The 12,151-nt window shown below is 70.7% G+C and carries 14 protein-coding genes; 5 read left to right on the plus strand and 9 right to left on the minus strand.

Annotated features, from left to right (window positions below; genetic code table 11):
- From HKK72_RS29415 to HKK72_RS29425, 3 genes are all read left to right on the plus strand, one after another.
- Window positions 1–790: peptidoglycan-binding protein (locus HKK72_RS29415; RefSeq protein WP_187237694.1), on the plus strand; the 790-nt coding region annotated here is incomplete at its 5' end.
- Window positions 787–1,476 carry an ABC transporter ATP-binding protein gene (locus tag HKK72_RS29420; RefSeq protein ID WP_315987502.1) on the plus strand — a complete coding sequence of 230 codons (690 nt, stop codon included), beginning with the start codon at window positions 787–789 and terminating at the stop codon, window positions 1,474–1,476. The genes HKK72_RS29415 and HKK72_RS29420, both read left to right, overlap by 4 nt.
- A complete protein-coding gene (locus HKK72_RS29425; RefSeq protein WP_187237695.1) occupies window positions 1,473–2,660 on the plus strand; it encodes an ABC transporter permease in 1,188 nt (395 codons plus the stop codon). Before HKK72_RS29420 ends, HKK72_RS29425 begins: the two co-directional genes overlap by 4 nt.
- A gap of 26 nt (window positions 2,661–2,686) precedes the next feature.
- Here HKK72_RS29425 and HKK72_RS29430 read toward each other — a convergent pair whose 3' ends face one another.
- The 5 genes from HKK72_RS29430 to HKK72_RS29450 all read right to left on the minus strand — a co-directional run bounded on the left by HKK72_RS29430 (window position 2,687) and on the right by HKK72_RS29450 (window position 7,540).
- Window positions 2,687–3,271, minus strand: a complete 585-nt coding sequence (locus tag HKK72_RS29430) for a TerD family protein (RefSeq protein WP_187237696.1) — start codon at window positions 3,269–3,271, stop codon at window positions 2,687–2,689.
- 741 nt (window positions 3,272–4,012) lie between these two features.
- Window positions 4,013–5,233 carry an ABC transporter permease gene (locus HKK72_RS29435; RefSeq protein ID WP_187237697.1) on the minus strand — a complete coding sequence of 407 codons (1,221 nt, stop codon included), beginning with the start codon at window positions 5,231–5,233 and terminating at the stop codon, window positions 4,013–4,015.
- A complete protein-coding gene (locus tag HKK72_RS29440) occupies window positions 5,227–5,922 on the minus strand; it encodes an ABC transporter ATP-binding protein (RefSeq protein ID WP_187237698.1) in 696 nt (231 codons plus the stop codon). The genes HKK72_RS29435 and HKK72_RS29440 overlap by 7 nt, the downstream gene beginning before the upstream one ends.
- The gene (locus HKK72_RS29445) at window positions 5,919–7,019 is read right to left on the minus strand and encodes a peptidoglycan-binding protein (RefSeq protein WP_222721288.1); all 1,101 of its coding nucleotides are present in this window, start codon (window positions 7,017–7,019) and stop codon (window positions 5,919–5,921) included. The genes HKK72_RS29440 and HKK72_RS29445 overlap by 4 nt, the downstream gene beginning before the upstream one ends.
- Window positions 7,016–7,540 carry a hypothetical protein gene (locus HKK72_RS29450; protein WP_187237699.1) on the minus strand — a complete coding sequence of 175 codons (525 nt, stop codon included), beginning with the start codon at window positions 7,538–7,540 and terminating at the stop codon, window positions 7,016–7,018. The genes HKK72_RS29445 and HKK72_RS29450 overlap by 4 nt, the downstream gene beginning before the upstream one ends.
- Before the next feature lie 125 nt (window positions 7,541–7,665).
- On the opposite strand from HKK72_RS29450, the gene HKK72_RS29455 reads away from it, so the two are divergent.
- Window positions 7,666–8,316: a response regulator transcription factor gene (locus HKK72_RS29455; protein ID WP_187237707.1), complete on the plus strand. Its 651-nt coding sequence runs from the start codon at window positions 7,666–7,668 to the stop codon at window positions 8,314–8,316.
- Entirely contained in the window at window positions 8,313–9,560 is a 1,248-nt protein-coding gene (locus tag HKK72_RS29460) for a sensor histidine kinase (RefSeq protein ID WP_187237700.1), read from the plus strand. The genes HKK72_RS29455 and HKK72_RS29460 overlap by 4 nt, the downstream gene beginning before the upstream one ends.
- Before the next feature lie 184 nt (window positions 9,561–9,744).
- Here HKK72_RS29460 and HKK72_RS29465 read toward each other — a convergent pair whose 3' ends face one another.
- The 4 genes from HKK72_RS29465 to HKK72_RS29480 all read right to left on the minus strand — a co-directional run.
- Complete coding sequence (locus tag HKK72_RS29465) at window positions 9,745–10,956, minus strand: RNA polymerase sigma factor (RefSeq protein ID WP_187237701.1); 1,212 nt, start codon at window positions 10,954–10,956, stop codon at window positions 9,745–9,747.
- A 17-nt stretch (window positions 10,957–10,973) separates the two neighbouring features.
- Window positions 10,974–11,330 carry a YciI family protein gene (locus HKK72_RS29470; protein WP_187237702.1) on the minus strand — a complete coding sequence of 119 codons (357 nt, stop codon included), beginning with the start codon at window positions 11,328–11,330 and terminating at the stop codon, window positions 10,974–10,976.
- A 267-nt stretch (window positions 11,331–11,597) separates the two neighbouring features.
- Window positions 11,598–11,861 (minus strand): pyridoxamine 5'-phosphate oxidase family protein, encoded by a 264-nt coding sequence (locus tag HKK72_RS29475; RefSeq protein WP_187237703.1) that lies wholly within the window; start codon window positions 11,859–11,861, stop codon window positions 11,598–11,600.
- Window positions 11,858–12,151 (minus strand): BON domain-containing protein (locus HKK72_RS29480; RefSeq protein WP_187237704.1); only part of this gene is annotated, 294 nt, incomplete at its 5' end. The genes HKK72_RS29475 and HKK72_RS29480, both read right to left, overlap by 4 nt.

The following is a 12,151-nucleotide window of genomic DNA, read 5'->3' on the forward strand; positions in this document are numbered from 1 at the left end:
CGCGCCGGCCGTCCTGCTGTACGGGACGACGCCGGCGTACCGGGACTTCACCGCCGGCATGACCGACGGTGCCGACGTCCTGCAGCTGGAAAAGAACCTCGTCGCCCTTGGGATGGACCCCCGGCACACCATCACCGTCGACCGCCACTTCACCGCCGCCACGGCGAGCGCGATCTACCGCTGGCAGAAGGCCCGTGGACTGCCGGTGGCGCAGCGCACCGGGCGGCTGCCGCTCGGGCAGGTCGTCTTCCTGCCCGGCGCGGTACGGATCGGGCAGGCCCGCGCCGAGGTCGGCGCGTCGGTGGGCCCGGGCACGCCGATGCTGGCGGCGACGGCGACCGCCCGCGTGGTGCGCGTCGCACTCACCGCCGACCGGCAGACGACGGTCCATCCCGGCGACCCGGTCCGGGTCACCGTCCCCGGGCTGGCCAAGCCGCTCACCGGGGCCGTCCGAGAGATCAGTACCGTGGCGACGGCGCCCAGCCAAAGCCCGGGGCCGGCGACGGTACCCATGGTCGTCACCGTGAAGCCGCCGGCCGGCACGCCGACGCTCGACCAGGCGCCGGTACAGGTCGCGATCAACACCGCGCAGCGGCGCAACGTCCTCCTGGTACCGGTGACCGCGCTGCTCGCCGGGGCGTCCGGCGGGTACCAGGTCGCCGTCGTCGACGCCGCCGGCCGGCGGCTGGTGACCGTGCGGCCGGGGCTGTTCGACGAGGCCGCCGACACGGTCGAGGTCACCGGCGGCGGGCTGACCGAGGGTACGCGGGTGGAGGTACCGGTGTCGTGAGCGACGTCGTGCTCTCCATGGAAAACGCCGGCCGGACCTACCCCGGCACGCCGCCGGTCGAGTCGCTGCGCGGTGTCGACCTGACCGTGCGCGCCGGCGAACTGGTGGCCGTCGTCGGCCCGTCCGGCTCCGGCAAGACCACGCTGCTCAACCTCGCCGCCGGTCTGGACCGCCCGACGACCGGCTCGGTACACCTGGCCGGGCAGGCCGTCGAGGGCCTCTCCGACCGGCGCCTCTCCGGCCTCCGGGCGTACGCGCTGGGCGTGGTGTTCCAGCAGTTCTTTCTGATGGATCACCTGACCTCGGTGGACAATGTCGCGAACGGGCTGTTGTACCGCGGCATACCCGCGAACAAACGTCGGCTGGCGGCGGCCGAGGCGCTGGACCGCGTCGGCCTCGCACACCGGGCCGACCATCCGGCCGGCAAGCTCTCGGGCGGCGAGCGCCAGCGCGTCGCCATCGCCCGCGCCCTGGTCGGCCGGCCGGCGCTGGTCCTCGCCGACGAGCCGACCGGCAACCTCGACAGCGCCAACGGCGCGCAGATCCTCGCGCTGCTGCAGGACCTGCACGCCGACGGCGTGTCCCTGCTCGTCATCACGCACGACGCCACCGTCGCGGGGGCCTGTCCGCGCCGAGTCGACCTCCGCGACGGCCGGATCGTCGCCGACACCGGATGGACCGAATGATCTCCCGGGTACGCGCCGCAGACCTGCTCCCGCTGGCGACCATCGGCATGCGCAGCCGCCCGCTGCGGGCCGCACTGTCCACATTGGGCATCGCGATCGGCATCGCCGCGATCATCGGCGTCCTCGGCATCACCCGCTCCAGCCAGGCCGACCTGCTGGCCAGCATCGACCGGCTGGGCACCAACCTGCTCACCGTGGTCAACGGGCACACGGTCAGCGGCGACGAGGCGACGCTGCCCGAGCACGCAGCCACCGGCGTCGCCCGGACCGACGGCGTCCAGCGGGTCACCGCCACGGCGGAGCTGTCGGAGGTACGGGTGTACCGGACCGACCGGGTGCCCGCATACCGGACGGGCGGCCTGGATGTCCGGGCCACCGAGCCGACGCTGCCGGACACGCTGGACGGGCAGGTGGCCACCGGCGTCTTCCTCAACGCCGCCACCGCGCGGTACCCGGTGGTGGTGCTCGGCCACGACGCTGCGTCCCAGCTCGGCATCGGCCGCGTCGGCGCGGGTACCCGGGTCTGGCTGGGCGGGCGCTGGTTCACCGTCGCCGGGGTGCTGCGCCCGTTCGAGCTCACCCCGGAGATCGACCGGGCCGCGTTGATCGGCCTGCCGGCCGCCGCCGAGTACTTCGGCTTCGACGGCCACCCGACCCGCCTGTACGTGCGGGCGGCCACCGACCGGACCGCGCTGGTCGCCACCATGCTGGCCCGGGCGACCAACCCAGCCGAGCCGAACACCGTCGACGTCAGCCGGCCCTCCGACGCGCTCGCCTCGCGGCTGCTCGTCGCCGACTCGGTCACCTCGTTGCTGCTCGGTCTCAGCGCGATCGCGCTGCTCGTCGGTGGCGTCGGGATCGCGAACGTGATGATCATCTCGGTGCTCGAACGCCGTAACGAGATCGGCCTCCGGCGGGCACTCGGGGCTGCCCGCCGGCACATCGCCGTCCAGTTCCTGAGCGAATCGCTGCTGCTCTCCGCGCTCGGCGGGGTGACCGGCGCGATGCTCGGCACTGCGGCCACCTACGCCGTCGCCACGTCCCGCGGCTGGCAGACCCTGGTACCGGTGACCGGCGTCTGGGTCGGCCTTGCGGCGACGTTCGTCATCGGTGCCGTGGCCGGCCTGTACCCGGCCGGCCGGGCCGCGCGCCTCAACCCCGTCGACGCCCTCCGGACATCGTGAGTCGCAGCCTGTGAAACGGGCCCGGTCTATTGCATGGCGAATCTGATGAGGGCCTGCCGGTCGCCTTGCTTGATCTTGCCTTGCTGGTTGAGGACTTCGAGCTGCCAGTGGGAACCGTTGCGGAAGGCTCGGCAGATGGCGTTGGCGTTGTCGGTGCCGAGCAGGGACGGCCAGATGTCGGCGACCTGTTGGGAGCTGCCGCCCGTGGCGTCGTAGACCTTGAACGAGATGTTGTTGGCCTTGTCAAAGGAGCTGCCTCGTTTGAAGGCCGCAGCGATGAAGACGATGGAGGTGATCGTGGGCGGTACGTTGGCGAAGGTGACCTGGACGGTCTCGTCGTCGCCTTCGGCGGCGCCGGTCTGCTCGTCGCCGGAGTGCTTGACCGAGCCGTTGCTGAGCGGGTCCAGGGAGTCCAGGCCGGCGAGTCTGACCGGTTCCGCGCCCTGCATGAGGACGGCGATCAGGTCGAGGTCGACGCCCTTCTTCCGTCGGGCCTTGCCGAGGAGCCCGCCACTGGATCCGGCGGAGGGGTCCCAGGCCACACCCACGACCAGGTGAGTGATGCCGTTCAGATCGGCGGCTCCGTCTTCCTTGGTCAGCGTGATCGCCATCGTCGTCTCCTTCATATACTCGGTGTAGGTTCGTCCACGCCATGATCAAACCAGCTCCACGGGGCGCATTGATCGCGCGGCTGCGGGCTCGGCTGCTCCGGGGCTGGATCCTCAACGGCGGCCGGTACCACGACGTTCCGCCGGTCGCGGCGCATGGGGCGTAGACGGGCAGCGGTTCGGCGGCCTCGAACAGCTCGCCCAGTGCTCGTGCCGAGAGCAGGCCGGGCGCGATCGTGGCGATCGCGAACAGGGCGTCGACCTCCGCCACCTGGGTGCTCGGCCAGAGAAGCGGATCTCCATCCGCGCCCGGTTCCTTCCCCCATGGCTTCCTTACGTCGTCTGCGGCGGTGCCGGTCTTGCGTGCGTTTCAACGAGCCGGACCGGCGACGGGTTCCGTGCCCGTCTCGACGGACCCGGCGTCACGTCGTTCGTCGAAGATCTCCTCGACGACCTCTCTGGCTTGGTCCTGCCGACAAAGCCCGCTGCGCGCGCCGTCGCGGGACGCGAACGGCGTTGGCGCATCGGAGCGATCACCACCGCTCTCGTCCTGCTCTATCGCCGAGGCCGCGCTCGACGTACTGCGCACGGCCGACCTGACCCGCGTACGCCGCTGCCCCATACCCGAAGGCCCTGCGCTCAGCGCAGACTTGCACGTTCGCGGACACAACCGAAGGGACGGCGGACCGGAACCTAATGAGCGCTACCGGGTCAGCCGCTGGCAGCCTCGGGCCGACGCCGGTTTCAGGGAGTGGCCAGCGCCTCCGTCGGGGACAGCCGGGCCGCCCGGATCGCCGGATAGAGCCCGGCCAGGCCGCCGATGAGCACGGTGGCGGCCAGTCCGCCCGCAGTCGCCCATGCCGGCACGACGGAAGGCCAGGTCTGGTAGGCGGCGTAGCCGGTGGTGACGGCGATGCCCAGCAGCACCCCGCCCAGGCCGCCGAGTATGGACAGCAGTAGCGACTCGGCCAGGAACTGCAGCCGGATCTGTCCCCTGGTGGCGCCGAGCGAACGACGGAGCCCGATCTCGGCCCGCCGTTCCAGCACCGAGATGACCATCGTGTTGGCCACCCCGACGCCGCCGACCAGCAGCGCAACCGCGCCCAGGCCGAGCAGCAGCCCGTTCAGAGTGACGTCGGCCGCTCGGCTGGCTTTCAACGCCTCCGAGGGACGGGACACGCTGACGTCGCCCGGTGTCCGCGGGTTGGCGGTGGCGGCCAGGACGCGGTGTACCGCCTCGACCTGGCTTTCCCGTGACCTGGTGTAGACGGTGGTCGCCCGCCCGTCGAAGTCGAACAGGTCCGTGGCGATGTCCCAACCGATCAGGACGGTCGTGTCCAGCTCGGGGGCGAGCGCGACCGGGTTGAGCACGCCGACCACGGTGAACCGTTCGCCGCCGACCAGGATCTGCGCCTTCGGGCCGGCCCGACCGATGCCGAGCCGCTCGGCGGCGGAGGCGCCGAGGACCGCCGCCGGGTACCGGCCGGTGGCGCCGTTCAGCCAGGTGCCGCTGCGCAGGGTCGCGCCGACGGTCTGCGGCAGGCTGACCCGGGCGGCCGACCCGGTCAGCCCGTTGGTCTCCACCTTGGGGATCTTGTCTGAGCGGTACACCTTGAAGTTGCCGATCGCCCCGGTCGCCGAGACGGAGGTGATCGGGCCGATCCGCGCGATCATCGCCTCGGCCTCGGCCGGCAGTTTCGCGTTCTGGCCCTCGAAGGTCTCTCCGGGGGAGACGGTGAGCAGGTTCGTGCCGAGCGCGGCGAGCTGACGGTCGAGCTGTTCGCGGGAGGAGGACGAGATGCCCACGACCGCGACCATCGCGGCGATGCCGATCGCGATGCCCAGCGCGGACAGCAGCGCCCGGGTCGGCCGGGTGCGCAACCCGGCCGCGCCGGCCCGCGCCACGTCACGTGGCGCCATCCGGGCGGGCGTGAGCCGGGTGCGGTCCTGCGGCGCGGTCACCATTCGGCCACCCCCGCCTCGTGCGGCGCGATCAGGCTGTCACCGACGACCCGGCCGTCGCGCATGAGCACCTGGCGGTCGAGCCCCGCGGCGACCTCCAGGTCGTGCGTGATGACCATGACCGTGGTGCCGGCGGCGTGCAGCTCCCGCAGCACCGCCATGACACCCCGGCCCGAGGCGGAGTCGAGGTTGCCGGTCGGCTCGTCGGCGAGCAGCAGCGCAGGTTCGCCGACCACGGCCCGGGCGATCGCCACCCGCTGCTTCTCGCCACCGGACAACTCGTGCGGCTCGTGGTCGAGTCGGTGTCCGAGTCCGACCCGCGTCAGCGCGGCCTCCGCCCGACGTTTGCGCTCTTTCATCGGTACGCCCGCGTAGAGCAGGCCGTCGGCCACGTCGTCCAGCGCCGGTACGCCTGCGGCCAGGTGGAACTGCTGGAACACGAAGCCGATCCGGCTCGCGCGCAGGGCCGACAGCTGCCGGTCGGACAGCCGCGACACGTCGTGGCCGTCGACCGCCACCCGGCCGGACGTGGGCCGGTCGAGGGTGCCCAGCATGTGCAGCATGGTGGACTTGCCCGAGCCGGACGGGCCGACCACCGCGACCAGCTCACCGGCGCCGATGTTCAGGGTGACCCCGGCGAGCGCGTGGACGTCACCGGGGTACACCTTCGTCACGTCGGTCAGCTCGATCATCGCGGCACCCCCACGGTCATGCCCTCGTTCAGCCCGTCGCCGCTGACCTCGACCCGGCCGTTCGCGAACAGGCCGGTCTCCACCTTGATGTAGTGCGTGGTGGATCGCTCGACGACCTCGACGCCGTAGCCGCCCTCGGCAAGCGCCACCAGCGCCGCGACCGGCACGGCGAGCACGTCCTTGCGCTCGGCCGCGGTGAATACCACGGTCACCACGGCCGCCTCGATCCCCGCGGCCGCCTTGGGGCGGCCCAGCGGGACCACGGCCTCGATGAAGGTCTCCGCCTCGCTGCCCGGATCGGTCGGCTGCTCGATCACCGTGTAGACCCGTTTCACCCGGCCGGCCACCCGCTTGCCGTCGGGCAGCCGGACCTGCACCTTGACCCCCTTGCGGGCCAGCCGCTGCTTGGCCACCTCGAGCCGGACCGTCACCTGGCGGCCGGTCCCGGTGTACTGCAACACCGGCTGTCCGCCGCCGGTGGACTGGTTCACCCCGGCCGTGACGATGTCGACCCGGATCGCGCCCGGGGCGAACAGTACCCGGCCCTGCTCGATCTGCCCGGTCTGCGACAGGCCCAGGGCCTTCTGCCATCGCCTCACCGCGGTCGCGGTGGTGGCCGTGTACACGTGGTCCACCCTGAGTCCGCCGTAGCCGAGGGCCTTCAGGTTGACCTCGAGCTGCCGTACGTCCTTGCCGACGACACCCGGACCGAGCGTCCGATACGCGGCGACGTCGCCGTACATCAGCATGACCGGCGCGTTGTCCACCCGGTAGATCGGCCGGCCCCGGCCGATGACATCGCCGACCAGCGGCACCTTGGTGATAACGCCCGAGATCCGGCCGGCCAGCGTGGTCTTCGCGCCATAGCCCAGGTCGCCGGACTCCTCGTCGGTGTCCAGCATCGTCTCCCGGGTGACCTGCGCAGTGCCCGGCGGCAGGTCCGCCACGGTCGGCGTACCCGTGCCGCCCCCACCGAACCCGACCGCCGCCACGACCGCCGCGCCCACCGAGGCCACGACCACACCGACCACCGCGACGGCCCGGACCCGCCGCCGCCGCGGGCCGGCCGGCCGGGTCGTCATCACCGCATCACTCATGAGCTCGGGCTCGGCCGCGACGACCGAATCTGCGCGGTGCAGATCTCCTTCGCCTGTTCGTACTGCGGGTCATCGCGGACCGCCTGGGGCAGGTCCTTCCCGAGGTCGTTCGGGTCCGGGTCGGGGTAGCTCGCCACCCCGTGCTCCCGCAGGCATCGCGACTCCTGGCGCGCCGCCTCCAGCTTCTTCCTCTGACCGTCGGCCGGCAGAACGGGTCGGTACGGCTTGCACGCCTCGTCCGCCTTTTCCGCCACGTCCCTGTCGAAGGCGTCCTTGTCGGCCCCCTCAAATCGGATGCCGTCGCCGTTTGCCACCACCGGGTCCGGCATCGGTACGCCGTGCTGCCGCATGCACCGCGCCCACCTGATTCCCTGCCCCAGCAGGCTGAGACTTGGTGTGGCGCTCGGCGTGGCGGAGCCGTTCACCGAGGCCACGCCCTTGCCGTCGTTCGATTTCGTGCAGGCGGCCGCCGTGACCAGCAAAAGCGGTAGCAGGCAGACGACCAGGAATCTCTTTCTCATCAGCGATCTCCTCTGGTCCGGTCGGCCCAGTGGAGCAGGTGGCCCGCAACGGTCCCGTCACAGCTCATGTAACGCCGGTGTTATGCCCGATCGTGGAGACTGCTGGGGGCAAGGAGGATGTGCGGGTGCGGGTGCTGCTGATCGAGGACGAGATACTGCTGGCCGAGCAGGTCGCCGACGGGCTGCGGGATCAGGGCATCGCGGTCGACCTCGCGGCCGACGGGCTCGACGGCCTGCACAAGGCCGGCGCGAACCGGTATGACGTGGTCGTACTCGACCGCGATCTGCCGCTCGTGCACGGCGACCAGGTGTGCACCGCGTTGGCCGCGGGTGGTACCGACGCCCGGATCCTCATGCTCACCGCGGCCGGGGAGGCGGCGGACCGGGTCGGCGGCCTGGTCCTCGGCGCAGACGACTACCTGCCCAAGCCGTTCGTCTTCGACGAGCTCGTGCTGCGGATACGTGCGCTGGGCCGCCGGGCCAACAACGCTCCACGGGTCCTGCAGCGCGCCGGCCTGACCTTCGACACCGCGCGGCGCATCGTCACCCGCGACGGCCGCATCATCCCGCTGACCACCAAGGAGCTGGCCGTGCTCGAGATCCTGATGGGCGCCGACGGCGCCGTCGTCAGCGCCGAGGACCTGCTGGAACGGGCATGGGACGAGCACGCGGACCCGTTCACCGCGACCGTCCGGGTCACCATCGCCCGGCTGCGCCGCAAGCTGGGCGACCCACCGCTGATCCAGACCGTCGTCGGCGCCGGGTACCGGCTATGAGGCTACGCCTCAAGCACCCGTCGATCCGGCTGCGACTGACCCTCGTGTACGCGGTCGTACTCGTGGCGGCCTGTGCGGGCATACTCGCGCTCAACTACGCACTGCTGTACCAGAGCCTCTACAGCGACCCCAATGGTCCGACCCCGGCTGAGATGGCGGCGGTGAGCGCTGGGCCCGGAGGAGACCGGTCGCTGCCCGACGAGCTCAGGGCCGAGCAGATCGACAAGCTCAGGGCCTATCAGATCCGCCAGGCCGAGGCTGCTCGGTTGCGTACCGACACGCTGCGGAACACCGGCGCGACCTCGGCGATCGCGTTGGCGTTCACCGCAACGATCGGGCTCGGTGTCTCCTGGATCGTCGCCGGCCGCATGCTCCGGCCGCTGCGAACGCTCACCGCCGTCACCCGACGGATCTCCCAGGACCGGCTGCACGAACGCATCACCCTCACCGGGCCGCGCGACGAGATCAAAGAGCTGGCCGACACCTTCGACGAGATGGTGGCCAGGCTGGAAGCCGCTTTCAACAGCCAGCGAAGGTTCGTCGCCGACGCCTCACACGAGCTGCGCACCCCGCTCGCCATCGTCCGTACCGGCGCCGAGGTGCTGCTGGCCAAGCGGCAGAGCACCATCACGCAATGGGAGGCCATGGCGCACCGCGTGCTGACGGCGACCGGCCGTGCCGAACGGCTGCTGGACGGCCTGCTGGCGCTCGCCCGCAGCGAAGGCGTGATCGCCCAGGAGCCACACGACCTCGGGGTCGCGGCGGCCACCGCACTGAGCGAGACCGATTCCGAAGCGGAGCTCACCGACCTGGTCGTCACCACCGATCTGCGCACCGCCCCCGTCAGCGGCGACCCGGTCCTGGTGGACCGCCTGGTGCGCAACCTCGTGGACAACGCGATCTGGCACAACCACCCCGGCGGCTGGATCGAGGTGACCACCTGGGACGGGGACGGCGTCGCCGTGCTCACCGTTCGGAACAGTGGTGACGCCATCCCTCCGCAGGACGTGGACCGGCTGTTCGAGCCGTTCCAGCGGCTGGAGTCCGGCCGCGCCGGCGCGGCCACCTCCAGCGGTCTCGGTCTGGCCATCGTCAGGTCGATCGTGCGTGCGCACTGGGGCACAGTGAAGGCGGCGCCTATAGCGGAAGGCGGACTGGCGGTCACCGTCACCCTGCCGGCTCGAGACGCTCTACCCGTGCCCACCGAGGCGAGCGAGCCGATACCTGCCAGGTCGGAGCCTTGATCGCTGCCTGGATGTGCCCCGGCTGGAGTGGCGATCTGCGACACCGGTCGCTCGCCCTGGCGCGCCGGCTCGACGGCTCGCTGACGGAACTCTGGGGGATGTGGTGCAGGCACGAGGACCATCCTTCCTGATCACCAGACGGTCACCTCAGGGAAAGTGTCCGTACCACGGGGGGAAGCTCAGTTCAGGTCCACGTGAGGCGTTGTTCGAGGAGCGCCTGTTGGGCGGGGTTGGTGGTGAGGGCCAGGGCGCGTTGGTCTGCGTTTCGCGCTTGGTCGGGGTGGCCGAGTTCGCGGAGGAGTTCGGCGCGGGTGGCGTGGTAGAGCGAGTAGCGCTCCAGGACGTGCTGGTCTTGTGCGGGGAGGTTGTCGAGGTCGGCGAGTGCGGCGTGGGGGCCGCCGCGGGGGTGGTGATGCAGAGCGATGGTGCGGTGCAGTCGGGTGACGGGGGACGGTGCCAGGTGCAGCAGCATGTCGTAGAGCACGAGGATCTGTGGCCAGTCGGTGTTCGCCCAGGTGGGGGCTTCCGCGTGACAGGCGATGATGGCGGCCTGTAGTTGGTAGGGGCCGGGCCTGTGGTGGCCGGCGGCGCGGGTCAGCAGCGTGATGGAGTCGTTGATGGCGGTGTGGTCCCACTGGGTGCGGTCCTGGTCTTGCATCAGGATGAGGTGACCGTCTTCGGTGAAGCGTGCGGCGGCGCGGGCTTGGTGCAGGCGGATCAGGGAGAGCAGGCCGAGGGCTTCCGGTTCGCCGGGTAGTAGCCAGGCAAGCTGGGCGGCGAGCCATTCGGCGTCATCGGCCAGGTCGCGGGCCTGAGGACGCTGCCCGGTGCTGGTGAGGTAGCCCTCGTTGAACAGCAGGTAGACCACGGCGAGGACTTCGCGTATGCGGTCAGGCAGGTCGGCGTCAGTGGGGACGCGGTAGGGAATGCCGGCGTCGCGGATTTTCCTCTTGGCCCTACTGATGCGTTGGGCCACGGTCGTTTCCGGGACGAGGAAGGCGGCGGCGATCTGGGTGGTGGTCAGCCCGCACACGGTGCGGAGGGTGAGTGCGATCTGCGCGGTGCGTGGTAGTGCGGGATGGCAGCAGGTGAAGATCAGCTTGAGCCTGTCATCGGGGTCGGGCTGGATCGGCCACCGCAACTGGGCGAGCTTGGTGCGGTAGGTGGTCTCACGTCGCAGCAGGTCCAAGCCCCGGCGGCGAGCAACGGTCAGTAGCCATGCGTCCGGGTGCTCAGGGATTCCCTCGGCGGGCCAGCGTTCCAGCGCCATGCACACCGCGTCCTGCACCAGGTCTTCGGCGGCGGCGAAGTCGCCCAGCAGCCGGGTCAGGCAGCCGATGAGCCGGCCCGCGTGCTCACGCATCACGCGGGCCAGCTCGGCATGCGCCTCAGTCATGACCGTCAGCTCGTGGCTCAGGTGGCGGGGCGGATTTCCACGATCGGGCAAGCGGGCCAGGACTTGGCGATGGCCAGTGCCTCGTCCAGGTCGGCGACCTCGACCTCGGCGAATCCGCTGACGATCTCCTTGCCCTCCACGAACGGCCCGTCGGTGACCACCGCTTCTCCCGCGTCGCCTACGGCTGCGGCGGGTAGGCGCAGGGTGGTGGCGGTGTGGGCGGGCTGCAGATGGGTGTGGTGGGTGATCTTGGGGCCGTGTGCGGCGAACCACTGCCCGACTCGCTCGAACGCTGCTTGGCGCTCCGTCTCGTTCATCGCCTCCAGGTCCTTGGCGTACTGCTCGGTCTCGACGAACATCAGCACGTACTTCACGCGCCGCACCTCCTGTTGGGTTCGGGTCAGTCCGTTCGCCTGTGAGGTCAGCTTGCGGGCAGGGTGGACGCCGTGGCGGCGAACTCCTCAGGCAAGCCTCTGTCCACAAGACGATCGGCGCAGCGCCCAATACGACACCGGGCCAAAAAAACTTGCGAGAACTAATGTGCGCCCGGCATTACCGTCGGCGGGCGGTGATCCAGGTGAACGGTTGCACGGCCCCGGACGGAATGTGATGCCGCTGATTGCCGCCGCTGGAAGGCGGTGTCACCGGCTTGTTCGGCTGTTGCTGATGCGCCGACCGGTGATGCGAGTAGGAAGAATGCGGACGAAGAGCTCTCTGACTCCACCCGCCCATGGTTCCACGCCCGCTGCCAAGACCGATGCGCGTTCGCTCTCGGACTCAACGTGATGTGCTGAACCTTGGACGAGGACGCTCCACCCCTGTTGTGCGGCGGGGACGACCGCGACCACCCGACACACGGCCACCCGACGCAGACCGCCGCTCCCGACGGCCCCCCTGCCGATCAAATGTACGGCCGGTTGGGGACATAGACATCGTCGGTATCAAAGCCCAGGCGGGCGTGCGCGGAGACAACGCCTTCCACACGGCGGATGGCGTACAGGAGCGCAGGGATCTGCGAGCGGCGTTCAACCGTGCCCTCGACCACGACGCGCCCCTCCGTCACGGTCACCTCGAAACGTGCGGGGTCCATCGCGAAGTCCCGTTCGACGACCTGCCCGACAATGTCCTGCCGGATGCCGACATCCGATCGGCGATAGACCGACAGCACATCGGCGCGGCCCACGATGCCGATAAG

It is taken from the genome of Actinomadura sp. HBU206391 (genome assembly GCF_014323665.1).
Lineage (GTDB): Bacteria > Actinomycetota > Actinomycetes > Streptosporangiales > Streptosporangiaceae > Actinomadura_C.

What these genes read in the sequence shown, in the direction of transcription:
- HKK72_RS29465 (WP_187237701.1), bottom strand. Translation starts at nt 10,956, where the DNA reads ATGACTGAGGCGCATGCCGAGCTGGCCCGCGTGATGCGTGAGCACGCG.
- HKK72_RS29440 (WP_187237698.1), bottom strand. Translation starts at nt 5,922, where the DNA reads ATGATCGAGCTGACCGACGTGACGAAGGTGTACCCCGGTGACGTCCAC.
- HKK72_RS29450 (WP_187237699.1), bottom strand. Translation starts at nt 7,540, where the DNA reads ATGAGAAAGAGATTCCTGGTCGTCTGCCTGCTACCGCTTTTGCTGGTC.
- HKK72_RS29435 (WP_187237697.1), bottom strand. Translation starts at nt 5,233, where the DNA reads ATGGTGACCGCGCCGCAGGACCGCACCCGGCTCACGCCCGCCCGGATG.
- HKK72_RS29460 (WP_187237700.1), top strand. Translation starts at nt 8,313, where the DNA reads ATGAGGCTACGCCTCAAGCACCCGTCGATCCGGCTGCGACTGACCCTC.
- HKK72_RS29430 (WP_187237696.1), bottom strand. Translation starts at nt 3,271, where the DNA reads ATGGCGATCACGCTGACCAAGGAAGACGGAGCCGCCGATCTGAACGGC.
- HKK72_RS29425 (WP_187237695.1), top strand. Translation starts at nt 1,473, where the DNA reads ATGATCTCCCGGGTACGCGCCGCAGACCTGCTCCCGCTGGCGACCATC.
- HKK72_RS29445 (WP_222721288.1), bottom strand. Translation starts at nt 7,019, where the DNA reads ATGAGTGATGCGGTGATGACGACCCGGCCGGCCGGCCCGCGGCGGCGG.